Annotated in this window: 20 protein-coding genes; 8 read left to right on the top strand and 12 right to left on the bottom strand. The window is 34.4% G+C overall.

The window, feature by feature from the left end:
* The first annotated feature begins 21 nt into the window (after window positions 1-21).
* Window positions 22-501, top strand: coding sequence for a hypothetical protein (locus FC97_RS12920; protein ID WP_054642074.1), 480 nt, complete (start codon window positions 22-24; stop codon window positions 499-501).
* 161 nt (window positions 502-662) lie between these two features.
* On the opposite strand, the gene FC97_RS13810 is transcribed toward FC97_RS12920, so the two are convergent.
* The 7 genes from FC97_RS13810 to FC97_RS12950 all read right to left on the bottom strand — a co-directional run bounded on the left by FC97_RS13810 (window position 663) and on the right by FC97_RS12950 (window position 9686).
* On the bottom strand, window positions 663-785 hold the full coding sequence (locus tag FC97_RS13810; RefSeq protein WP_256970478.1) for a hypothetical protein: 123 nt from the start codon (window positions 783-785) through the stop codon (window positions 663-665).
* Window positions 786-1333: 548 nt separating this feature from the next.
* Complete coding sequence (locus FC97_RS12925; RefSeq protein ID WP_054642075.1) at window positions 1334-2197, bottom strand: hypothetical protein; 864 nt, start codon at window positions 2195-2197, stop codon at window positions 1334-1336.
* Entirely contained in the window at window positions 2181-4313 is a 2133-nt protein-coding gene (locus FC97_RS12930; protein WP_082397462.1) for a cellulose biosynthesis cyclic di-GMP-binding regulatory protein BcsB, read from the bottom strand. The genes FC97_RS12925 and FC97_RS12930 overlap by 17 nt, the downstream gene beginning before the upstream one ends.
* A complete protein-coding gene (locus FC97_RS12935) occupies window positions 4252-5481 on the bottom strand; it encodes a glycosyltransferase family 2 protein (RefSeq protein ID WP_054642076.1) in 1230 nt (409 codons plus the stop codon). The genes FC97_RS12930 and FC97_RS12935 overlap by 62 nt, the downstream gene beginning before the upstream one ends.
* Before the next feature lie 36 nt (window positions 5482-5517).
* The gene (locus FC97_RS12940) at window positions 5518-7077 is read right to left on the bottom strand and encodes a polysaccharide deacetylase family protein (protein WP_143442738.1); all 1560 of its coding nucleotides are present in this window, start codon (window positions 7075-7077) and stop codon (window positions 5518-5520) included.
* On the bottom strand, window positions 7070-8554 hold the full coding sequence (wsfD, locus tag FC97_RS12945; RefSeq protein ID WP_306424889.1) for a glycan biosynthesis hexose transferase WsfD: 1485 nt from the start codon (window positions 8552-8554) through the stop codon (window positions 7070-7072). Before wsfD ends, FC97_RS12940 begins: the two co-directional genes overlap by 8 nt.
* Before the next feature lie 10 nt (window positions 8555-8564).
* The gene (locus tag FC97_RS12950) at window positions 8565-9686 is read right to left on the bottom strand and encodes a hypothetical protein (protein WP_225868654.1); all 1122 of its coding nucleotides are present in this window, start codon (window positions 9684-9686) and stop codon (window positions 8565-8567) included.
* Between the two features lie 243 nt (window positions 9687-9929).
* Here FC97_RS12950 and FC97_RS12955 point away from each other — a divergent pair, with 243 nt between their 5' ends.
* Window positions 9930-10211, top strand: coding sequence for a hypothetical protein (locus FC97_RS12955; protein WP_054642079.1), 282 nt, complete (start codon window positions 9930-9932; stop codon window positions 10209-10211).
* A gap of 138 nt (window positions 10212-10349) precedes the next feature.
* On the opposite strand, the gene FC97_RS12960 is transcribed toward FC97_RS12955, so the two are convergent.
* Together FC97_RS12960 and glnA are read right to left on the bottom strand one after the other, a co-directional pair.
* A complete protein-coding gene (locus tag FC97_RS12960; protein ID WP_056968347.1) occupies window positions 10350-10787 on the bottom strand; it encodes a MerR family transcriptional regulator in 438 nt (145 codons plus the stop codon).
* Window positions 10788-10949: 162 nt separating this feature from the next.
* Window positions 10950-12278: a type I glutamate--ammonia ligase gene (glnA, locus tag FC97_RS12965; protein WP_054642080.1), complete on the bottom strand. Its 1329-nt coding sequence runs from the start codon at window positions 12276-12278 to the stop codon at window positions 10950-10952.
* 312 nt (window positions 12279-12590) lie between these two features.
* Here glnA and guaC point away from each other — a divergent pair, with 312 nt between their 5' ends.
* A complete protein-coding gene (guaC, locus tag FC97_RS12970; protein ID WP_054642081.1) occupies window positions 12591-13568 on the top strand; it encodes a GMP reductase in 978 nt (325 codons plus the stop codon).
* Window positions 13569-13773: 205 nt separating this feature from the next.
* Here guaC and FC97_RS12975 read toward each other — a convergent pair whose 3' ends face one another.
* Both FC97_RS12975 and FC97_RS12980 read right to left on the bottom strand, forming a co-directional pair.
* Complete coding sequence (locus FC97_RS12975; protein ID WP_054642082.1) at window positions 13774-14739, bottom strand: glycosyltransferase family 2 protein; 966 nt, start codon at window positions 14737-14739, stop codon at window positions 13774-13776.
* 21 nt (window positions 14740-14760) lie between these two features.
* Window positions 14761-17208 (bottom strand): ArnT family glycosyltransferase, encoded by a 2448-nt coding sequence (locus tag FC97_RS12980; protein WP_371125789.1) that lies wholly within the window; start codon window positions 17206-17208, stop codon window positions 14761-14763.
* 212 nt (window positions 17209-17420) lie between these two features.
* Between FC97_RS12980 and FC97_RS12985 the strand changes: the two genes are divergently transcribed.
* From FC97_RS12985 to FC97_RS13000, 4 genes are all read left to right on the top strand, one after another.
* Complete coding sequence (locus tag FC97_RS12985; protein ID WP_054642083.1) at window positions 17421-18113, top strand: response regulator transcription factor; 693 nt, start codon at window positions 17421-17423, stop codon at window positions 18111-18113.
* Window positions 18103-19428: a sensor histidine kinase gene (locus FC97_RS12990; protein ID WP_158163548.1), complete on the top strand. Its 1326-nt coding sequence runs from the start codon at window positions 18103-18105 to the stop codon at window positions 19426-19428. Before FC97_RS12985 ends, FC97_RS12990 begins: the two co-directional genes overlap by 11 nt.
* Window positions 19429-19717: 289 nt before the next feature.
* The gene (locus tag FC97_RS12995; protein ID WP_054642085.1) at window positions 19718-22636 is read left to right on the top strand and encodes a hypothetical protein; all 2919 of its coding nucleotides are present in this window, start codon (window positions 19718-19720) and stop codon (window positions 22634-22636) included.
* 91 nt (window positions 22637-22727) lie between these two features.
* Window positions 22728-23171 carry an ASCH domain-containing protein gene (locus tag FC97_RS13000; RefSeq protein WP_054642086.1) on the top strand — a complete coding sequence of 148 codons (444 nt, stop codon included), beginning with the start codon at window positions 22728-22730 and terminating at the stop codon, window positions 23169-23171.
* Window positions 23172-23215: 44 nt separating this feature from the next.
* Here FC97_RS13000 and mscL read toward each other — a convergent pair whose 3' ends face one another.
* Window positions 23216-23611 carry a large-conductance mechanosensitive channel protein MscL gene (mscL, locus tag FC97_RS13005; RefSeq protein WP_054642087.1) on the bottom strand — a complete coding sequence of 132 codons (396 nt, stop codon included), beginning with the start codon at window positions 23609-23611 and terminating at the stop codon, window positions 23216-23218.
* Between the two features lie 184 nt (window positions 23612-23795).
* Here mscL and FC97_RS13010 point away from each other — a divergent pair, with 184 nt between their 5' ends.
* Window positions 23796-24185: a hypothetical protein gene (locus FC97_RS13010; protein ID WP_054642088.1), complete on the top strand. Its 390-nt coding sequence runs from the start codon at window positions 23796-23798 to the stop codon at window positions 24183-24185.
* Window positions 24186-24261: the final 76 nt, after the last annotated feature.

Here is a 24261-nt window from a genome sequence, read left to right on the forward strand (position 1 = left end):
TGCATCAAGGAGAAGATTATAATGAAAAAAACATTGGTTACTTTATTAGCCGCTGTTTCATTAATGGGTGGATTTGCCACAGTAGCTACTGGTTGTTCAAATACTAAAAGTACTCAACAAGTAGATCAGCACTCTGCAAAGAAGATTACAAAAGATGAAATCAAAGGTCATGATTACGTCGGAGTAAGTAGTGATAACAAGGATGAATATATCACCTTCTTTACTGGCAAAGACAAAAAGAAAGTTCAATTTGTTCGTGTAAATAAAGATGGTTCGCAAAAAGTAATCACTGACTTTAAAAAGGCCAAAATTGTTATGAATAAAAAGAATCCTAAAAAATTCAAAATTGATGGTTTCAGAATTATGATGGAACCCGATTTCGATTGGACTTTTGTTAAGGTTGGTAAAACAACAATTAAAACTTCTACTAACAAAAAATGGAAATTGTATGATGGAACTCACAAGCAAGCTGTAAAGGCCGTACAAAAGAACGCTAAATAATAAATTCAAAAAGACTGATAGAAAATCTTTTCTAGATTTTCTATCAGTCTTTTTTTCACTATACAATTTGTAAATTTCGATTTAAAAACAAAAAAATAATTCAAGGTTTTAAACCTTGAATCATTTATTAATTAATAACTGAATTTTATTATATAAAAGAATTATGCAGTCTTTAATTTATTAACTGCCTCTTCAATTGTTTTACCGTTTGCAAAGACTTTTGTATTTGTATCTACAACGGTAAACATTTGAGATTTAGTATTCAAGCTTACTTGATATTTCATTTGTCTACCTCCTAATAATTTGTTGTTAACTCAACGGATGAAATAAGTATATTACTATTTTTGTAAAAAGCAAGCCCTTACATTTTTAATTTTTCGTTCAAAAAATCTGCTTATCGGTAGAATTTTTTCTAAAATCTCGATATAATTGAATCAATAAATAAGGAGAAGATGCAAAATGAAGAACATGTCCAAAAAAGAATATCCGTCGTGGTACCCTCGTAAACGAGGGCATAACACAGTAGAATTTAATAAGCCTGATAAGTGGTATGAATGGTCGGCCATTCTTGATATTATCTTTTTTGCGATTTTTTTACTTATAATAAATCACTAACATACAAATATATCTGACACTCAGAAATGAGTGTCTTTTTTTATTTTTATCATTAGTTTTATTCCTAATTTTCTAGAAATTGAATACAATTTGTCTTTAGTAGAAATCAATCTTTTCATGCAAAGAATTAAAACATAATCTCTCGTGTCTAAAAAGAGCCCAAGACAGTAATCATTCTTGATGATCATTGCCCTAGGCTCTTTTAATACTTTATTTTTTATACATCATACTGCGTTTCATGAATACCAGCATTCATCAGATCATAAGGTGTCTTCATAGTTGACGAATCCCATGAGGCAATCCCCACGACCATTGAAATGGCCATTCTTGAAAGCGAATCATTAGCCTTCACATTCTTTTCAAAGCCTTCCTTAATTCGACCAGTGGCTATCCCTGCTCCTTTATTATCGGTATACAACAGAATGGCCCACGTCGGATCATCACTGTTCAACAAATAGGTAATATCATTAGTCCGTGTTTTTTCTTTAATAGAGTCAGTCGTCAATTTTAACAATAACTTAGTTTGATTAGGACTCATCATCCGCCTCAAATCATTAAAATAGCGAATTTTAATAATAGCTGTCGTAACAGGAATATCAAAACGACGATTTGTTTCCGCAAATACCGCTATATCCTCAATATAAGCCACTGTCGTCCGCAAATTAGTCTGCTCATCAAATGCCCCACGTTCAATCAAAGCTGTCCTCAGCTCTCCGTTGGACTTTTGAAGGGCTACTTGATTCTTGGTCATCGAATAAAGTGCTAATGATAAAAGCATCGGTATAACCATCCAAAAACTCAATTGCCAAGGAATCCGTGCCGTCTGACTGACATACTGATAAATCATAATGACGGCCTGAATTGCAATGAAAACAATATTAGAAATCAAACTGGGCAAAATGCCAAAGAAATAAGTAATCATTAACAACATGATCGTACAGAATAGATAAATTACATTTAACAAAATGTTACCAGTCAACGCCATAAGAATTGCTGTAGCACTGAATAAAGAAAGAAAGACTAATAAACCAACATCTTGTAGAAGTGAACTTTTTTCATCATCATTATCGTTTTCCGCCATGCTTACTCCCTCCATTCAAGTGTCCTTGCTTTCTAACAGTCAAAATAACTCCTACTCCAATCAGAATCATCACGATCAAAGCTAATCCCAAATATAGGATCAATTGAGAATTTTTACTGAAAGTACGTTTATTTTCAAGAGACTTATCAATAGCTCTGTTCTTCTTAAATCGATATCCATAATGAGCATTATTCATATCGACAACCACTGCATCCCCGGTAAATTGTTGAATATTCTTTTGAAAGTTGATCTGTGTTGAAGCCAAATAAACATCTTTAGTATTACTTCCCGTAACAACTAGCATTCCACGTTTATCATTGTATGGTGAACGCATCAATTGCGCCGTTCCAATATTTTTACCATAATCTTTTTCAATACTTAACTTTTCATTAGAAACAATTCGATTAAAATTCTTCGAATACTTGAAATAAAGATTAGGATTCAATTTTTTAATCATTGGATTATTTTGAGGTGTGCCCAATACAATCACATTGCTATTCTTCAAGACACTCTGACTTGGCATTGATTTATAAAACTGAATTCTTCCTGTATTGCTCTTTGCAAAATTACCAATCAAATTAAAAATATTAGTTAATGTCTTGAAGTCATCTGTATTCAAACTTTTAGGAGCAACTACTGCTATATCATCATATGTCTCATTATTGATAAATAACATGGGATAGTTTGTAAACAGCAGGTCATTGCTTCGTTGTGATTTCACTAACATTTTCGAGTCTGGACTGACTTGTGCCCACGGCGTATTACTATTGTCAGAAGTATCTTGATCTTTCATTTCAAGATCAAAAGCTGCTCTGACTGTAAAACTACTCCCTAGTGACAATCCACGTGGCAATTTAACAGTCAGCGTATCGTTATTAGCATGAACAGCCGTCAATTTCTTACTGCCGATCACTGTATTGTTAACGTAAAGCGTTACTAATGATCGGTTAAAATTCAAATTCTTACTGTAATTGAAATGTAGCGTTATTTGTGATCCATCAGCATTTGAACGGTCATTGGGAAGCTGTACTAAATAACTACTCTCCTTATGACCAGCACCTTCAATTCGATCGGCCGAAGTTGTCAGATAATGTGTTCCATTGTCATGTAAGGATGAAGTATAAGTATCCGTCGTCTCCTCAATATCCTCACTATCCTTATCAGTCTCTTTCATTAACTCCTCATTAGCGATGAAACGAGCTGCTTTTTCCAACAGTGCTCCCGACTTAGCCGTAACAATTAAATAATACCTACCGTCGGTATAGTATGTTTTGATAAGAGCCTTATTCTTTAATTGATTAGGATCAATCTGTTTTTTTAATTCATCTGGCAAATGATCATATTTAGCAACCACTAACATATAGTCATTCTTGGCCGCGTTCAATTCTGACGCTTTAACCACAGGAATTTGATCATTTTCAGTCGTAATAATTCGAGATTCACCAGACAAAGCAATCATACTAGCGGTCAATTCTTTAGCAGTTGGGTTGTCTGCCGTAGCTATTTTAGAACGTTGATAGGCAATCGTATCCTGACCAGAAAAGTGAGCATAGAAAGAACTTAATGTATTCTCTGCTTCTTTAAGTTGATATTCAAAATTTATATTTGAGCCGTTACCAATGGTTAACCAATTTGCTGGTGTTTGCTGCAATTGATAATTCTTATCTGGCATTTGATCCAAAACTTGACCGCTAATTGTTAACCGATTACTACCGCTGACTAAATCCAATGGCACAGTTATCTTTTCAGTTTGAAAACCAGTCTTATCCTTAGGTCTAAAAGAATAGAATTTTACACCATTCAGAGAAACTGTAATATCAGATGCCTGACGATTAGCTAACTGTGAAATTTGATAATTGAAATTAAAAGTAACTTTTTTCAAATCCCAATAATCCATCTTCGTAAAATACATATTGGCTTCCACTGATTTACCAGAAAGCGTCGTTGTACTATTTTGAAATTGCTGCGTATAAGTTTGATTATCTGCCGCCTGTACTGAAGTTGGCTGTGACAAAGTTATTGCAGCGATGAAAATAGTAATCAAAATTGCCAAACTATTTATAACGTTTTGTTTTATACCACTTTGCTTGCTTATGAAAGACTTGTTCACGAATATACCCCACCATTCCGTAAGCGGCTACTGCTAGCCACATTTGACTATAAACTAAATACATAAAAACAATTAATAACAAATTGCTAAAAGTCAATTCACCCCGCTCAGTCGTTATCGTTACAAAAGTACTAATAACGAACATCAAGACAGCAAATAACCAGAGATAATTACTGAAACCTTGTAAATTGGAATGAACGATTCCTGCCACTGACAAAACAAAAACTGAATCAGATAGAACCAATGACGTCATTAATAGAAAATAAATTGTCAAAAAGTATAAGAGATCAAAACGAATAGGACGTCCCTTTTTCTGGAAGAGTAATTTAGCATTTTTGATAATAACGTATATATTGCCTTTTACCCAACGAGTACGTTGGTGGAACCAAACATCTAAGGTTTGAGGTTCCTGTTCCCAAGTAACTGCTCGTGGTTGAAATTTAATCCTATAGCCCATTTGATAAACTCGAAAACTGATTTCAGTATCCTCAGCCAAAGCTTTAACATCCCAGCCACCAACTTTTTCAATCACACTACGTCGAATAACATAATTAGTTCCTGGAATCGTACACAAATGGAATAATTGTTGCCGTCCCGCCTGAGCCATCCATTGAAACGATAAGGTTTCAATATTGATAAAGCGTGTCAACAAAGTCGCATTCTTATTACGTGTTCTAAATTTTCCAATAACGGCCGCTAATTTATCATCTGATAATAACTCTGCTACAAGAATTCTTAACGCCCCATGTTCAGGTGTATTATCTGCATCATAAATTGAAATAATACTTCCTTTAGCACTCTTTAAACCAATGTTTAAAGCATTAGACTTACCTTTACCACCTGTAATTTTATCCGTATTGATAACTTTTAAACGTGCCTCACCAAATTGGTCTTGTAAATTCTTCAATAAATCTGCCGAATTATCACTAGAGTTGTCATTAATAACAATAACTTCATATCTATCTTGTGGATAATCAAAGCTCAATAAAGACAAAACTGTTTTAACAATAACAATCCCCTCATTATGTGCCGGTACTAATATCGACACAAACGGTGCCTTTTCTGGTAATTCAGGATCGGGTTTTGCAACATGTCGTAAATACCATGTGTATCCAGCGACAGTTAGAATTAAATTAACTACCAAAGTTCCCCAAATAGAAATAATTGCAACCATTAGAAAAAAATCTAAGACTGAAATAGCTATCCCTCCTTAACGTTTAAATCGATTCCAATAAACTTTTTGTCCAATAAAAATAAAAATCAAAAGAATGATCATAATAATGACAAAGAAAACAGCCAAAATATTTCCCTGGACTTTGAAGTAATTTTTAAAAAGCGAATTAGATTTACCATCAGAAAATTGTTTATTCAAATCCAAATTAGTATTCTGAATATCCTCTAACTTGCCGTTAACTGAATAATCACCATGATCATATTTCAAACTAGTAGTTTCAGTATTGATTTCAGAACTGAACCCATCCTCCACTGGGTTATACCAACTCAGATGAAGATTTTTAATTTCATTCTCTACATGTTCTAATTCTTTTTGCGAATACGGCATATTAATTGTTAGAGCAGTCGGAATTGTAAACGTCGTAGAATCACTTTTTTTCACATCATTAAGTGAAGCCGCTGGCATGGCAAAAAAACTCTGTTTAGCAATCTGTGCATCGTTGTCCTGATTAATATAAGTAACTTTAGTACCATCCTGCATCAACAACCAATGATCTGCGTATTTCAATGAATTGTTCCGCAAAATTTTATCTTGATTCCAAAAGCCAGCCGAGCTTATACCAACTGGAAAAACTTGCTGTCGAGCCAAACTGACAATATATGTCAGAAATTTCTGATTAAGCAATTGACCGGCAGTATCCACACCACTGCTAACTTCAGGAGTCTGCAGAAAGATGATTCCGCCACGATTCTCAATATTTCTTAAAACCGCCGTGAACCGATCAAAGGCCTTCATTTCAGTATTTTCACTTACAGAAGTTGTACTTATGGCAAAAGGTATTTCCATCTTGTAACAGAATTTACTCAATTCATCTAGTGTTCGTAAATTTGTATACGGAGTCACATTAGTTATCGTCAACAACGGCCGAAACTTACCCACTCGATCAAATAACTGAGCAATCATTTGAGTTTCTACAATCAAACTTAAACCCTTATTCGTAAAAAATGGTAAATATCCTTGTTTTCCATTGATATAGCCAAAAGGATAACTTCTTTGATCTTTTTGTTGAGTCGATAGAGTCCCTATTTGTCTTGCTCCGTCAGCCTGCTGAGTCACGACTGTAATGCTCTGACTAAACGGCAACTGTTCACGATTAGAATCTTCTTTTAAAATGAACTGTTGCTGGTAAACCTTCTGAACCTTAATTCCCAATTGATTAATCTCCGTTTGCGTAAGATTTTCACCAATATGTAATTTTATTCCCGAAAATTTATCTCGATCACTAATAAAATTTCGATTGATCAAACCAACTTGGCGCCAGTTTATCATCGTGATGACTCCTAAATATTCTTTATTCAAAGTGCCTTTTTTATAATCAGCTTGCGGAACAGTTTTAACGCGTAAATCCATACTGGTTAAGCTTCGTTGTAAAGCATCAATATTTTTCTTATCATTTTTTACATCATTTCGTGAATCATAAACTAGTAAAATCCGATTATTATTCGTAGCAGCTTCTATTGTTCGAGAGAAATTAACTAATGAGAACAGAATTAACATTAGGGATAACACTAAAGAGTATTTAATCCTTCTATTCACTGGCTTCATCCCCCTCAGTATTCCACAATGTATGATTTATCAAATCAGAAATAAACATCAACAAAGACATATTCAGACTGACTGGTACTAAAAATAGATGCTTAGCTAAATCAGCATCGCCATCACCGACAATGGAAACAATTGGCACAAAAACAACCACAGTCATCAATCCAAAAATTAGGAAAAATCGTAAGATCCCCATATAACGTTTAGCCTTAATATCCAAATAAAAGCCAACACTATAGACAGCAATAAAGCCGACCGCAAGTAAACAGTCAAAAGCATATTTACCTGGAAAAAAAGCCCCCATTAAAGAACTATACGCGGTAAAATATTTGACTTGCTCTCCCGGTTTATGGCCTGAATTTCTAACAAAATTACCTACTGCGCGAGGTTGTACTGCCGTTACATCTTTAGCCGCTACATCCAATAAATTATTAAATTGTTTTAAATTACCCGCATAGTAACGAACAATCCAAGCAAAACCTGTTTTGTCCATCAAATGCTTTTTAACATATTTACTACCTGGATCCAAGGTTGCATAGTTTTTAGAATAATAGTTTTCGTTTCTCATAAGAGCAAATTGACCATCAACTCCACCACGTTCAACTTTTTTAGTCGGATCACTAGTCTCCAGCAACGTTCCATGCGAAAATGTTTGAAAAGTATTGGCACCAACAATTTCTGATCCAATAGACTTATATATTCCTACACCAGACATCAGTACTAAAATAATTCCCAATGCCGTGGCCATTCTTCTAGCTTTAAAATGTGGTAAAAACATAATTCCAAGCGCCACTACACCAAAACTCAAAGCCAATGGTGCATTCTGTTGCTTATTAGTAATCAATAGAATAGTCGAAATGAAAAATAAAAAAGTCATTGGCCATCTTCTTGAATAAACATTTCTTGCCAAGGAAATAATCGATGCACACAAGTAAAGCATCAAAATAAACATTCCCGGTTCAGCAAAGAAAGAGTTGAAATATAAGGTATACGCCGAGTCGGCAAAAATAAATACGATTAAAAGTCCCATCACATAACTCTTAACTTTACGATACGGATGAACGAAGGCATTAGTTAGAAGATAAATTCCACCTAAATAAAACAAATAATAAACTAACCCCATAAATCTAATATCAAAAATAGTTCTACTATAAAATAGTTTATTCAATAACAGAGCCAATTGAATAAATATGGTCTGTGACGATAATACTGATACATTATTTTCATTAAAGTACTGCATAATACCAAATTTAGTTATCACAAAATCACTGTACTGACTGTAGCTAGTAGGCAAACGATAAATACCATTACTCAAAATAGAACGATAGAAATCTCCATTATCAGCCAATCCATGAATTGGTGGTACAAATAATAAGATTCCACTAATAATAGCCGCTAGAATTGTTGCTAATAATGCTGGAGAGACAAACTTTGAAAATTTATTTAAACAGTTATACATAAATTTTTTCAAATACTCACCCTCAATATTTTGCCGCCAATAGCGTTGTTAAATTATTGTACGAATAGGCCTCATTCTGGTGCTCAATTCCAATACCACCATAGATAACAGATTTCTCATTCTTCACTTGATACTTCCAAGTCAACTTCATAGCCTTTTGATACATCGCTTTATTACCCGCCTTAGCAAAAATCATAGCTGCCAAAGCATAACTACCTGCTGAATGAGAACGACTGACCACATTACCATTAACTGAATAGCCATTGTATAAAGTATTACGATCTACTTGATTCTTTAACCAATTCAAAGAGACTTGCTTTAACTTACCTACTTCTGACAAATGAAGTAATGTCTCTAAAGCCTCTGAAGTATTTAAATCATTATTACTATAAGTTTTATTACTCCAATTGTAACTAGAAGCATACAGTGGAAATGCATCACCTAAGTAGCCATTTTGGACAACTGCTAACTGTTTTTTGTACATCTCTCTATTCTGCTTAGAAGTTGATTCAAAGTATTTTAAAGTTGAGAAGTCATAATAAGCTAATGAACCGTCATCACTGGCCTTTCTAGTTTTAACATCATAGAAACTAGCAATTTTTCCATTACTCATTGTATTCTTCTGCAAAGACACAAATCTTCGTGCGGCCTCTTCTTTATAGCTCTTGTTTCCTGTTTGATCAGCATACATTTGTAATGCCCTAATAATTCTCAAATCATCTAAAGTAGCATTAACGTTAAATTTTTTATTAGTTGAAGGCGTATAACGATAACTAAACTGAGAACCTTGATCAAAAGTTTTTTTAGTTGCTCGATAAAATTCTCTAAATTTTTTATATTGATGTGTATAAGCTAGATATTCCAACCACATACCTGACGATTCTGAAAGTAGCTCATGACCACGAGCAACACTTTTTTTATAAGATTGCTTCTTATAATTCGTATAGATACCCTTTTTAGTCATCATCTTATTTTCAATAAAATGACGTAGTTCCTTTTCATTAGAAGTGTAGGCACCGTAATGGGATCGTTTGCTAAAATTACTCTTACCACCAGGTACCATGACCTTGGTCTTCTGACTACTGCATCCCGCTAAAACCAAGACCATCAGGCATAACAGGATCATTTGCAAATTCTTTTTCAAATTTATCCCCCACTTAATAATACTAAGTTAATACTTTTAACATCTTTTTTGTATACCTTTTTAATAACATATTTAATTATCTACGATATTTGACTCCATGCCAATTCTTTTAGTACAAATTTATTACAATTTTGAATATCTTTTTATTTTTTAGTCTTTTCTCAACTATGGTTAGTGAAAGAAATACTTTTTTGAAATATCTCTTTTCATTTCTGATATAATCGAATTTAAGGAGGCGCTCTCATGGCTTTGAATATTAATTTGATAAACGGTAAAAACATCTCTATAAATGAAGATACTTACTTGGTGGCTTGGAAATATCAATCCTCACTAATGGCAAGTAACGCTGATCATTACTACCTAGACTGTATTTTTAAAGGTAGTTTCGAAGATGGTAAAGTTACTGAAGATGACGAAGAAAATAAGCTTGAAGGTTTACTCAGTGCTGCCGATTGGCTAACAATTGGCAAAGACAACAATAATTCTATTAAGACTACTGCTGTTCTGGGTATTACTAGAGATTAATGGTAAATAAAAAAGGTCCCAGCTTACGCTGAGGCCTTTTCTGCTCTCTGGGGGGAAAGCAGTAATCAGAATTTTGATTACGCTAAATCTTAACATTAAAAAAAACTGATTTCCAGAAAAATCTATGTAAATAAAAAATTAGTTATTCATAGATTGACTGGCTTTTGAAGCTGCTTCCAAAGTATCACAAAAGTCTTCCAATCCTTCTTCAGAACCAGCAGCACAGGCAGCCTCAAAGTACTTAACTTTATGATCAAGTTTTTCCAAATACTTTTTAGATTGGGCAATTTGACACATTACTTCATCACGCTGTTTTTTAAACATTGCCAATCTTTGTTCCAAAGTAACATTGCCTTCCATCGACATGTTGACGAATTCTCGAATCTCTTTCAACGACATTCCAGTCTCTTTTAGACATGAAATAAGATCAACAAAATCCATATCATTTTCAGTAAATTCACGACGACCATTGTCATCACGATGAACAAAAGGCATTAACCCTTCTTTATCATAGTATCGCAAAGTATAACTTGAAAGACCGGTTTTCTCGGCCACTTGTCCAATTGAATAAGCCATTTGAATGTTCCCTTCAACTTTAAATTATTACTCTAAGTATAACTGTATAGTCCATACTTTTATATTATTTTAGTAATGGATGGAATAAAAAAACTGCAAATCCACTCACGGTGAACTTGCAGCTTAAACGAAGTAAACCATAACTCCGTCTTTATTCGTAATTTAATATTGTGACATGTAAGTATCTCTTTCCCATTGGGAAACTGTTTGTTGATATCTTGCCCATTCGGCATTCTTAGCAGCAAACAAACTATTTGTTAGATCCTTACCAAGTGATTGTTGAACGTATTCATCTTTACGTAAAGCCTTAAGAGCATTGTGTAATGTTGAAGGTAAATCGACAATACCTTCTTCACGACGTTCTTCATCAGACATATGATAAATATTATCCTTAACCTCTGGCATTAATTCGTAATTCTTATCAATACCATCTAATCCGGCATCAAGGATACATGCAATTGCCAAGTATGGATTTGTTGTTGGGTCCACACTTCTAATTTCGATACGTTTTGACTTACCTGATGCAGCAGGTACTCGAATTAATGGTGAACGGTTCTTACTTGCCCAAGCAATGTATGTTGGGGCTTCAAAACCTGGAACCAAACGTTTATATGAATTAACAGTTGGATTATTAATGGCAGTTAAAGCACGAGCGTGTTTTAAAACACCACTCATAAATTCTTTAGCCGTATCAGATAACATATCATTAGGATCATCAAAGATATTGTCGTCACCTTTGAATAATGACATATTGATATGCATACCTGAACCATTAATACCTTGAACTGGTTTTGGCATAAATGTTGCGTATAAGTTGTTCTTTCTAGCAATTGTCTTAACTACTAATTTGAATGTTTCAATACTATCTGCAGCTGACAAAGCATCTTGATACTTGAAATCAATCTCTTGTTGTCCAGGGGCAACTTCGTGGTGGCTAGCTTCAACTTCAAAGCCCATCTTTTCAAGAACAAGTACAATATCTTTACGAACATTAACACCTAAGTCAACAGGTGAAAAATCAAAGTAACTACCATCATCATTTAGATGTAGAGTTGGATTACCTTGCTCATCACGATTGAATAGGAAGAATTCAGGTTCTGAACCAATATTGAAATTAGTGTAACCCATCTTTTCCATCTTTTTGATAACACGTTTAAGGTTAACACGAGGATCACCTTCAAATGGTGTGCCATCTGATTTATAAATATCACAGATCAAGCGAGCTACTTTACCATGTTCTTCTCCCCAAGGGAAAATCAACCACGTTGATAGATCAGGGTGTAGCAACATATCACTTTCCTCAATACGAGTAAATCCATCAATTGATGAACCATCAAAAGTAATCTTGTTTGCCAATACCTTATCCAATTGAGAAACAGGAACTTCAACATTCTTGATGATACCGTTGATATCTGTAAACATTAAACAAATAAATTCAACGTTTTCATCATTTACCATTTTTGTAATATCTTCTGCAGTATAATGTTGCATTTTTAGCCACTCCTATTGTATATACCAATTTTTTGTAGACTTCTAATAAACGTTATTAATATAAGGTTTCATTAACAATATGATGATAATACCAATTACATGTTTCGGTGTCAAATATTTATCGCTATATTATTAAAAAAACTAATCAATAATAAGATATACAAATTCTTTTGTATATCAAGATTCTATCACATAATTTAATTTAGCCGAAGAATATATTTGACTTCTGAACGTGAACCAGTTAAATTATAGATACGAACGAAATCAAGTACAAAAATAATAATAGTTCGCAATTAATGGAGTGAATAATAAATGCAAGTTTTTGATTATGAAGATATTCAACTAATACCGAACAAATGTATCGTAGACAGTCGTTCAGAATGTGATACAAGTATACAATTTGGACCTAAGACTTTTAAGATTCCAGTGGTACCAGCTAATATGCAAACCATCTTGGATGAAAAATTGGCTGAAAAACTGGCTGAAAATGACTATTTTTACATCATGCACCGTTTTGAACCAGCAACTAGAATTAATTTCATAAAAGACATGCAACAAAAAGGACTCTTTACTTCTATTAGTGTTGGTATCAAGGAAGATGAATTCAAGTTCATTGACCAACTAACAGCACAGAACCTAACCCCTGATTACATTACAATTGATGTAGCACACGGTCACAGTGATCGTGTCATTAAAATGATTAAATACATTAAGAAAAATATTCCAAGTAGCTTCCTTATTGCCGGCAACGTGGGTACACCAGAAGCTGTACGTGAACTTGAAAATGCTGGAGCCGACGCAACTAAAGTTGGTATAGGACCCGGTAAAGTTTGTATCACTAAATTAAAGACCGGCTTCGGTACTGGCGGTTGGCAATTAGCTGCTATCAGACTTTGTGCTAAGGCTGCTAGTAAACCTATTATTGCCGATGGTGGTGTTAGAAATGACGGTGATATTGCCAAATCAATTCGTTTTGGAGCAAGCATGGTAATGATTGGTTCTCTACTTGCTGGACATGAAGAATCCCCTGGTAAAGTCATTGAAAAAGATGGTCAAAAATACAAAGCCTACTTTGGATCAGCATCCCAATACCAAAAAGGCGAATACAAAAACGTCGAGGGTAAAAGAATGCTTGTCCCTTATAAAGGTAAGATCATGGATACTCTAACTGAAATGCAACAAGATCTACAATCTTCAATTTCTTACGGTGGTGGCAAAGATCTTCTATCACTTCGTAAGGTAGACTATGTCATTGTAAAGAACTCAATTTATAATGGTGATGTCTACTAAAATATACTAATATACAAAAAAAGAGGCTGACGACTGGGTGTTCGTCAGCTTCTTTTTTATGAATGGGATAGTTCATGTTCAATTTGACAAGAAAGTTGTCCATCAAACAACTTTCAACTTATCAAATTTACCATTACTGTAACACATTCTATGTTAATTAAACAGTATGAAAACTTTTTAATTTCAAAGATTAATTTTAATTTGATTAATTATTAATTTGTCGAGCATTAAATTTATGAATTCCGTTGTTTCTCTCTTCGAAGCCTTCTGTTTTACTAACAATATACCTAGGACGATCATTAACCTGATCCAAAACTCTACCTAGATAACTTCCTAATATACCAACGGATAACATTAACAATCCTAGACTGAATAGTAAAATAGTTACTCCAACAGAAGCAGCATTATAATTTCGACTGGCTATCAAATAGCCTAGATAAAAAACACTACTTACTAAAGGTACCACGGAGAAAATATTAACAAATTGTAATGGTTTCATTGAAAAGGATGTGATTCCATCTAATGCTAATTTAATCATCTTAGAGAGTGGATATTTGGTTTCTCCAGCAATTCTCTCTTGACGATGATACTTCACACTAGTTTGTTTGAAGCCAATCCAAGTCACCTGACCTCTGACAAAGGGATCTTTCTCATGTAATTTCATTAATTGGTTGACAGCCTTACGATCCATTAAACGAAAATCACCTGTATCCAAAGGCATATCTATCGTGGCCAACTTTTTAAAGGTTCGATAAAACATTTTAGCAGTGAATTTTTTGAAAAAGGTCTCACCATCACGTTGCATTCTCTTGCCATAGACGATCTCATAGCCTTCATGCCATTTCTCAATCATTTGAGGAATAACTTCAGGAGGATCCTGCAAGTCTGCATCCATGACGACGACTGCATCACCCTTGGCATAATTTAGACCCGCTGTAATAGCTATCTGGTGACCAAAGTTACGTGAAAACTCTACTAATTTAATACTACTATTTTGAGCTAGAGCACGTTTGATAATAGGAACAGATTTATCCTTTGAACCATCATCGACAAAAATCAGCTCGTATCGTTCTTCTTGTTGCTCAATATAATTAAGCAATGTATCAATGGTTACTTGAATACCAGCCTCTTCATTGAAAACTGGTAATACTATCGATATTAATTGATTCATCGTCAATCATTCCTTTCCGATTTATTTATAGATACTAGATAAATCATACAGGGTACCTGATTGACCAGGACCACCCATACCGCCGCCCATTGAAGGACCACTTGATTTACCAGACTTTTTCATTTTCTTTAATTGTTTCTTAGTTAATTTCTTCTTACCAGTTGGTTTCTTCATATTGTTTGGTCTATTACCACTACCGTTAGGTGCATTATTTCCTTTTGCACCTGATGGTTTTTTACTTGGTTTCGAACCACTTGGTGGGGTTGAACCTTTTTGACCTGAAGGTGCTTTACCACTAGGCATTCCACCTTGTTTTGAACCTAGATTACCACCATTAGAACTTGGAGCTTTGGTAGAAGAACTCTTAGTCTTTGAAGATACTGTTACTGAACTAGTTGCCACTTGATTATTATTGGAACTACTCAATTTAACCTTCTTAGCATGCTTCTTGATCCAACTGACAATTTCATTATTAGAACCACCAGTTTTACCACCGGAATAGTAATACTTCAGTTTGCCTTCTTTAACTAACTTCTTAAATTGCTTCAATGTGATAGCTTTATCAGTCCCGTTGAAACCACCCATTGCCATAACAGCTTTACCTGTTGCAATAATATAAGGAGCAGCAGTACTAGAATCATCAGTTGCAAAAAGATATTCAGCATTACCCTGATGTTTTTCCAAATACTTAAGCAAAGTTGAATCAGTTTGGGAATTACCCATACCGCCACCACCACCAGCAGAAGATAACAACGATGGCCCTGCACTAGGAATACCATCACTTGAACCAGCTAAGGTTGGTGTCAATGACCAATAACTAGGTGCCAACATAATTAAGATTAAAGCAATCGTTGGCCAAATACGTTTATTCTTCAATTTAATAGCAATCCAAGGAAGAACGAATAATGGGATCGAAATAATGATTCCAGCAATCAACAAGACCCATGCCAAAGTTGGATAATAATCTGTTAAATACCAAGCTTGTAGAATACTTGTTGAAAGAATAGCTATCGGCAAGAGCATTGCCCAAAGCGATTTCTCACGCCACTGTTGAATCATTGTATAGATTCCAATTCCGGCCAAAACCGCAATAGCTGGAGCCAACATAATCGTATAATAAGGATGGAAGAAACTAGCAACTGAGAAGAATCCAGCCACCGGAACTAACCAGCCTACCCAAAGCCAAAGCTCTTTTCTTTGAGCATTAAGTGAGTACCATTTTTTCATCTTCGAGCCACGATAATAGGCAAAACTGGAGATTAATCCAAATAGAGCAATTAATAACAGCCAACTGATTTGTGGGCCCAATTCTTTTTGGAATAATCTAAGCGGACCAGCAGTACCAATATTGAAAGCACCACCACCGGCGCCACCAGTACCTGCACCGCCTTTTTGACCATTTCCTCCGGGTTGTCCTTTACCACCTGATGGTATCTTAGGTGCACCGTTAGACTTACCTGATTTAGATGGCGGATTTCCCATCTTAGAATTATTTTTACTCTTAGACCCACTTGGAGGCGTTGGTTGTTTTGAACTTGATTTCTTACCACTACCACTTGGTGGAGTCATTGATTTACTACTCTTCTTGGAACTCGACATACCTGGGAAAGCACCACCAGTACCAGTTGTCTGCCCCAATAATCTTTGAGTCCCGTTATAGCCAAAAGCTAATTCCAAAGCAGAGTTAGTTTCCGAGCCACCTTCATAAGGACGACTATTTGAATTAGTCATGTCGACTGATAAAGGCCAAATCAACGTAAAAATTGCCAAGAAAACCGTTGCTATGGATAAATGAACCAATTTCTTTTTCCATTTAACGTCACTAGCAATCCAGTAATATAAGTAAAGTGCTGGTAAAATCATGAAAGCCTGTAACATTTTAATATTGAAAGAAAATCCAATTAATGCAAAACCAATCCACACATAGCGCTGTTGCTTACTCAAAACGGCTTTTTGGACGAACCAGACCGATAGTAGCAAGAAGAATACCAATGTAGCATCCATATTGTTAGTTCTCGAATCTGCCACAACAATTGGTGTTAATGTCATAACTAATGCGGCTAAACGAGCTGGAACTTTCCCAAATCGTTTTTGGACCATATTGTAAATGAGATATACCGAACCAATTCCGAATAGAATTGATGGTAAAACGACACTCCATCCATGAACTCCAAAAATCTTAGCACTAATAGTCATGAACCATAAAGCTACTGGTGGCTTATCAACGGTTATGAAACCTGCCGGATCAAAACTGGCATACCAGAAGTTTTTGAAACTTTTTGTCATACTGACAATTGCTGCTGTATAGAAATTATTAGCTTCACCTGCTTCCCAGATATTCCAGGCATACAAGAAGGCTGCTAAAATTAAAATAGCAATCAACCAATAGTCATACTTAATATTTCTCAATTTATGCAGAAAACTATTATGTTCATTTTTTTGAACACGACTAGATTCTTTTGATTCCATCATCTATCTTCTCCTATCTCTAAAAAGCTATATTGATTAAAAAACAAATGACTGAATAAACTAGAATCGATAATAAAATCGGTTGTAAATTTCTCATCTGTTCAATTCCTTTCTTAACGACAGGAACAAGATTAGACAAACTAACTTAAATTAAGCTTAAATTAAAATTTATGTTTTATACTTATTGTTAGAATTTGCAAAAGGAGATTCTTATGTCAAATAATATTAGGATTTTAGTAGTGGAAGATGATGAGAACTTAGCAAGTAACATTGCTACCTTCTTATCAGATTTTTCCGAAGTCGATATTGAAAGCGACGGCTTAAGTGGGAAGTTTGCCGCTACCGAAAATGTTTATGATCTAATTATTTTAGATATCATGTTACCCGAAATGAATGGCTATGATGTGTTAAAGAATATCAGAACTGACGGTATCAATACTCCCGTTTTAATTTTGACCGCCAAAGCCGAATTGGATGACAAAGTTCACGGTTTCAATTTGGGAGCGGACGATTACTTAACCAAACCGTTTCATCGTGAAGAATTATTAGTACGAGTTAAAGCTTTGTTAAAAAGAAGTGGTGCTTTAACTGATGATTCAATCATTAAAATTAATAACTTAGAAGTAAATTTGAATAATCACGAAATTTTGGCTAATCGACAAAAAATCGAATTAAATGGTAAGGAATATGATTTACTAGTTTATTTATTGCAAAACAAAAATACCATTTTAACCAAAGACCAAATTTTTGAACGTATTTGGGGCTTTGATTCGGATACTTCAATTACAGTTGTTGAAGTCTATATGAGTAATCTACGTAAAAAATTACGTCCTTCAGGCAACGATAACTTAATCAAAACTATTAGAAACGTTGGGTATATTTTCCAAGATGAAAATGAAATCTAAACAGAGTACTATTACTCGTCGTCAACAATTCAAATTATTTCTTTCAATCATGGCCGCCTTTGCCATTATTTTCTTAACCTTGGGATTAATTATCTTTAATCTTTTTCAATCATCTACTTATAAGAGTATTGATAAAGATATTAAGATTGAAATGGCTTCTGTAAAAAAGCAACCTAATATGAAACAAGATGATTCCCAAATGGGACCGCATGATCCAAATAATCACTTTGAAAACAAAAAAAAGGAACCTAGTCCCAAGGCTCCCTTCCAGGCTTCAATTTTAGTTTTTGATGACAATGGTAAATTATTGAATAAATCCAGTTTAGGAAATCGTTATTCTATACTAAAAAATATAAAATTAAATAAAAAATCTCTTAACAAAAAACAAACTTTACTTGTTAAGAATATGAATTTCCGGTCAATATTAATAAAAGTCTCAAAAAATAATAATAATCCAATGTATGCTGGCCATTATGTTTTGATCATGCAAAACATTGATACACAGATTCAAGCTATGACGAATTTCATTAAAATCTTGTCACTTACCTTCTTTATTTTTTGGGTAATCGCCTTAGTAGTTTCTTATTTTCTGGCTCGTATCAATATGTTACCAATCGTTAAATCTTGGAAACAACAGACTGAATTTGTTAACGATGCTGCCCACGAATTAAGAACACCTCTAACGATCATTCAAGGTAAATTAGAATACATGCTGACTAAACCCAATAAAAAAATCATTGACGAAGCTGAATCGATTTCAGTTTCACTTGATGAAGTCAGTCGTCTAAACAATTTGACTAACAATCTATTGGATCTAGCAAGATTTGACCAAGCTACAACGGAACTACACTTTGAATATACTCAACCAGAATTCTTTCTTAAAGATCCAATTGAACCTTTCAAAGATATCATCAATTCACAGTCCAAAGTCTTTCAAATCAACCTTTATCACCATCCTACACTCTATTTGGATCGAGATAAAATCAAGCAACTATTAATTATCCTCTTAGACAATGCCACTAAATATACTCCGAAAAATGGAACCATTAGGATCTATGATCAAATTGAGGGCTCCAAGTATCAATTCATCATTTCTGATACTGGTGTTGGAATTAGTGACGCCGACAAACAAAAAGTGTTTCATCGCTTTTACCGAGTTGATAAATCGCGGAATCAAAGCAGTGGTGGACATGGACTAGGTTTAGCAATCGCCAAACAGATTGTGGAAAATCACCACGGGAGAATTTTTGTTCAAGATAATCTCCCACATGGCAGCGAATTTGTCGTTGAGTTACCAATCAAGAAAAATCATTAAAACAATAACTTCCACTATTGCTTATTCTAAGTAGTATCCATTTAGAGACGTAATTACATACGCCCGTTCTAAATAGATACTGCTATTTTTATCCAATTCTCCGAAAAAATCACTTTTTTTATTTCTCATATAAACACCCTTTAGAAACGTGTATTTTATTAATATTTTTAATATGTTTTTTAATATTTTGCACTTCATTTCACAAAAAAATGACTCTATTAATTTGAATCATAAAAAAATTATTCAGATGATAAGATATCAAAATCATGTTTGAGGGAGTGCTGCTTATATGAAAATTAAAACCATACCTTTACTATGCTTATTATCCTTTTTAAGCATTCTTTTTCTATGCTTTAAACCCGCTACCACGGTTAAAGCTGCACCAATGACTGATGCTGATGTTGCCGAACAATACCAACACAAGGAAAATACTGAATTAATTATCAGCTATGTCCTAGAAGAAAAGAAAGAATTAATTTTGAAAACAGATGTCAAAGATATGCTCGACATTGAAGCCTTAAAAAAGGAACTTGGAGACTCCAATGTAACAAGTAATAATGAAAAATTAGAAACAACCGTTACTTTAAATAAAGCTAACACTAATTCTTTCAAACTTTTCGTCAATAATAAAAAACCTTTTCAGCTATCGGTACTGAAAACTAATGGTGAAAACATCTTCGACTACGAATTAAACCAGCCTGAAAAATATTCTGGTGAAGTATCAGAGATCGACGATACTGCAGATGATGCTAACGAAGCTGGTTGGACATTTGCAGAACACCTTCGTGTAAGCGAAGGTCCCATTAAAGAGTATTCCGACGGAACTAGTACTCGCCCATATCTTTATTTTGGGGATTATAATTACGCTATCCGTCGTGCTTCAATCAGTGATTCCTACGAACCTAGTGGCAAATCTCGTGTAAATAATCTAACTGCCGCGGGTTCAGCCATTCTTTATGCCGAGAAAGGTAGCCGTATTTTAGATGGTCCCACTGCTCCAGGTAATCACATTTTCACCGACCATTATGGTGACAATCAGAAAGGTGATTATGATGCTTCAGAAATTATTAATATGGGACTTTCACCATTAGGAATTGAAGATCGACCAAATGGATCACCTAGAACTTTCGTTTCTAATGATTTGTTTAACTACGTTGTATCATCAGATGGTAACGGTGTTCCCGGTACTTCTGGTCCTAACAAACTAGGTCAAAGTTACTCTATGTTAGACACACCAAAATTTTATTACCGAACTAATCCACAAACTGGCTTAGAAGAACAAAAAATGGTTTTCAAGCAGAAAGCTTACTTCGTCGACAAAAAACATCGTCCCAATCCAGAACTTACTACCACTATTAAACTTAGTTTCAATAAAATGGGACGTGTCGTTACCAATATTAAATTTAAAAATACTGGTAAGGAACTTTTTAAAAACTTCATCGGTTTCTCTAACCATGATTTATCATTAAATGAAGATGACAAAGAAGTTACCGATGCTAAAGGTCGCCGGATTGGTAATTATTTGAAGTTACGTACTTTAGGTAACGGTCGTGGTATGTATATGCAATCAGAAGATAATCGAGTACGTACTAGTTATTTTACTAACCAAACTAATGGCCCTGATGCTTGGGCTGCTCGTTCATCAAGTAGCTCCCATATTGCTACCAAAGGATACAGTTATAATCCCGGTTTGATTGGTGTTGTCGCTCTTAGAGAAAGGTATTATCCATGGAAAATTGGTAAACCTAAGGATTCCGGTTTTCCACTCTATATCCCTACTAAATATCACAATAAAAAGACTAAACACTTTGTCTCTCCTTACGTACCTGATCACCTATTCAATGCCTTCAATGATCAATACGACGCTGGTGACTCCAGAAGAACAGATGATGCTGGCGGAAGATTGGGTGCTGCGGAAGATGAAAGTACGTGGGACGCTGGTTTAACCATGAGAACTGCTCCGCAAGATTTATCCGTTGGTAAAACAGTTGAAATGGAATATACATCTCAAATTGATGTTAGAGGAAAAACTTTCAGTCCAGTTATTCAGCTAGATTTAAATGGTACTGATGATAATCCTCAGATTCTACCAATCAGTCAAAGTGAATTACCCCTAACTGGTATGTGGTATGACTTTGATAGTACTGATGTAACAATGTATTATTCCATTGATAGTGAAAACCCTGAAGATTTTAAAGTATTATTCGATGCCAAGCAATCCGAAAAAGAAGCTACTGTTGGTAAACACCATGAAATCAAAGGCCAAAAAATTTCTCTTAATGATTTCAAAGAAAACAAACATAAGATTCGTTTCTATATGAAAGATAAAGAGGGCAATATTTCCAATCTCAAAGAGCACGTTATTAAATTCAAAAAACCCGCAACTGTTGAACCTCAAATCAGTGTGGTTTCTCCTGGTTCTACCAGAAATGAACCATATAATCCAATGATGCACAAAATGACACTTGAGGGATATTGGAATGATAAAGATAGCGAACAAATCAAAAGTATTTCTTATACGATTGATAGCCATGAGGAGAAGACCATCAGTGAAAACCTGGATAATCCTAAACTAGGTGAATCTAACCCTTGGAAAATTGAAGATCTAGACATTAAGAATTGTAATGACTTTGATGTTCATACGCTTGAAATGCGAATAGTCGATACAGAAGATCACATCGGCAGCGACTTCTTCTATTTCTGTCATGTTGCTGGTAACCTAATTTTAACAGCACCTGAAGAAATTGACTTCGGTACCATTTCAGTTTCACCAACTACTGAAAGTATGGCTCAACCAAAAATTGACGAAGGAAAAGTTATTTTAGACGATTACCGTGAAAAAGATTCTAATCCGATTTCTATTAGTCTTTCAATGAGTAAGTTTTATCAAGAAGAGACAGAAAATCACAACGATGAGGATAACGGAGATGACTCTGGTTCCTCTAATGATCCTGATAGAAGAAGCATTGACCCTGATAGAAAATATTTGCTTCACGACGTTTATTGGAAAAATAAAAGAGTTAATAGTCGTGACATCATTATTGGTAAATCTACTGGTAAAACTGGAGATGAATGGGAATACACAACCGATTTCACCAAACGGATTTTAAAGAACCTCAAAATCGGTTTCCGTGCAGGAACTACTGGTTCTCCTAATGGTAAATACGTCAGTCATTGGACATGGCAAACCGTTGATTCAGTTAAATAATAAAAAAGAAGACAAAACTTGCAATCTGGTTTTGTCTTCTTTTGCTTTATACGATATCATTTAGTTAATATTTATATTTTGAGGTGTCATTATGGATAAAGAAAAAATACATGACTATTGGTTTAAATTCTTAAGAGATAAGAACTCACTCTATTATCCTTTGGGCGATATCACAATCTTTGGCGGTGATCCAGACAAGTTAGCTCATTTGGTTTATGACGGTACTAAAACAGCTACCACTTCGTCATATGAACTCTACACTGCTGATGAGTACATGCCTCAAGTTGGTGACTATAACATCATTCTCGATGGCAATGATGAACCACTCTGTATTACAGAAACACTTGTTACTGAAGTCGTTCCCTTCAAGTATGTCAGTGCTGAACACGCCTACCATGAAGGCGAAGGTGATCGTACTTTAGACTATTGGCGAGAAGTTCATGAGGATTTCTTTAAAAAAGAATATCAAGAGGCAGGAAAAGAATTTAACGATGAAATTCCTTGTTTGTGCGAAGTATTTAAACGTATCTACTAAAAAACATATCTCTAACCTTAATTGGGTTACGAGATATGTTTTTTTTAGTTCTCGTGATGATTTTTTTCGTCTAAAGAATCAGAAATCTTCTTTAAATACATAACAACTTCTTCATCCTTATTGTCCTCTTCAGCTTCTTCTTCATCTTCACGTGTCTTAATAATCTTATTCATTACTTTGACAATCAAGAAGACTACAAAAGCAATAATTAAGAAGTTGATAATCGACTCAATGAATGTTCCGTACTTGAACGTTGCGTCCCCCACTTTAAAGACTAAATTGCTCAAATCAACCTTACCCAAGAATAAGCCAATCAAAGGATTGATCAAATTGCTTACAAGGGATTGAACGATAGCTGTAAAAGCAGCACCCATAATTACACCAACAGCCAAGTCCAATACATTCCCTCGACTGATGAAATCTTTAAATTCTTTTATCATATTTATAATCTCCTCAACTCTTTATACTATCTATAATTATGGGGTTTTGAGGGTCATTTTTGCAAATTTTTTAACGATCTAATATATACAAAAGGTATATTTTCAAAAACCATCGATCTCATTTTTAAATTTCGATTGGTACCCTTATAATGTAGTTATAATTTTCGATAAAGGTTGTGATCAAATGAATTACTTTGATATGTACAAAATGATTTTAGAGATTATCGCTGAACAAAATCCTAAAGATTTTCAAGAATTACTTGATGATTCGCAAAAGTACCCTCTTATTAAAGAGTACATTGCTAGTGATAACAATAATCAAATTTTAATCCGTGATATGCAAGATACAACTATTAGCATGATTAACGACGGTTTGATTTCAGGCATTATTAGTCCTTTGAAGTATGTTACCTTGATCAAATTAAACGGTTTAACGATTTCTGGATTTCAATATTTAAAGAAATTAAAAAACGATCTCAATAAGAATGAAATTAATAATCTTCTAAAACAGAATGGCTTACCTTTAACGCCAAGCAATCTTACTAAAACAATTTCTAAATTGATTTTTAGTTAAGCCTAATACATCGACATTTGTAAACTAAGTTATTAATTGACACCAATTTTAATAAGAGCTATTCTTACATTGTAAT

This window comes from Companilactobacillus kimchii DSM 13961 = JCM 10707 (assembly GCF_001435445.1).
GTDB classification, from domain to species: Bacteria; Bacillota; Bacilli; order Lactobacillales; family Lactobacillaceae; genus Companilactobacillus; species Companilactobacillus kimchii.

Bases quoted from the DNA above. Each gene is read 5' to 3' on its own strand.
- FC97_RS12920 (WP_054642074.1), top strand. From the start codon at position 22: ATGAAAAAAACATTGGTTACTTTATTAGCCGCTGTTTCATTAATGGGT.
- FC97_RS13810 (WP_256970478.1), bottom strand. From the start codon at position 785: ATGAAATATCAAGTAAGCTTGAATACTAAATCTCAAATGTTTACCGTT.
- FC97_RS12925 (WP_054642075.1), bottom strand. From the start codon at position 2,197: ATGGCGGAAAACGATAATGATGATGAAAAAAGTTCACTTCTACAAGAT.
- FC97_RS12935 (WP_054642076.1), bottom strand. From the start codon at position 5,481: ATGGTTGCAATTATTTCTATTTGGGGAACTTTGGTAGTTAATTTAATT.
- FC97_RS12955 (WP_054642079.1), top strand. From the start codon at position 9,930: ATGGCTTTGAATATTAATTTGATAAACGGTAAAAACATCTCTATAAAT.
- FC97_RS12960 (WP_056968347.1), bottom strand. From the start codon at position 10,787: ATGGCTTATTCAATTGGACAAGTGGCCGAGAAAACCGGTCTTTCAAGT.
- glnA (WP_054642080.1), bottom strand. From the start codon at position 12,278: ATGCAACATTATACTGCAGAAGATATTACAAAAATGGTAAATGATGAA.
- guaC (WP_054642081.1), top strand. From the start codon at position 12,591: ATGCAAGTTTTTGATTATGAAGATATTCAACTAATACCGAACAAATGT.
- FC97_RS12975 (WP_054642082.1), bottom strand. From the start codon at position 14,739: ATGAATCAATTAATATCGATAGTATTACCAGTTTTCAATGAAGAGGCT.
- FC97_RS12980 (WP_371125789.1), bottom strand. From the start codon at position 17,208: ATGGAATCAAAAGAATCTAGTCGTGTTCAAAAAAATGAACATAATAGT.
- FC97_RS12985 (WP_054642083.1), top strand. From the start codon at position 17,421: ATGTCAAATAATATTAGGATTTTAGTAGTGGAAGATGATGAGAACTTA.
- FC97_RS12990 (WP_158163548.1), top strand. From the start codon at position 18,103: ATGAAATCTAAACAGAGTACTATTACTCGTCGTCAACAATTCAAATTA.
- FC97_RS12995 (WP_054642085.1), top strand. From the start codon at position 19,718: ATGAAAATTAAAACCATACCTTTACTATGCTTATTATCCTTTTTAAGC.
- FC97_RS13000 (WP_054642086.1), top strand. From the start codon at position 22,728: ATGGATAAAGAAAAAATACATGACTATTGGTTTAAATTCTTAAGAGAT.
- mscL (WP_054642087.1), bottom strand. From the start codon at position 23,611: ATGATAAAAGAATTTAAAGATTTCATCAGTCGAGGGAATGTATTGGAC.
- FC97_RS13010 (WP_054642088.1), top strand. From the start codon at position 23,796: ATGAATTACTTTGATATGTACAAAATGATTTTAGAGATTATCGCTGAA.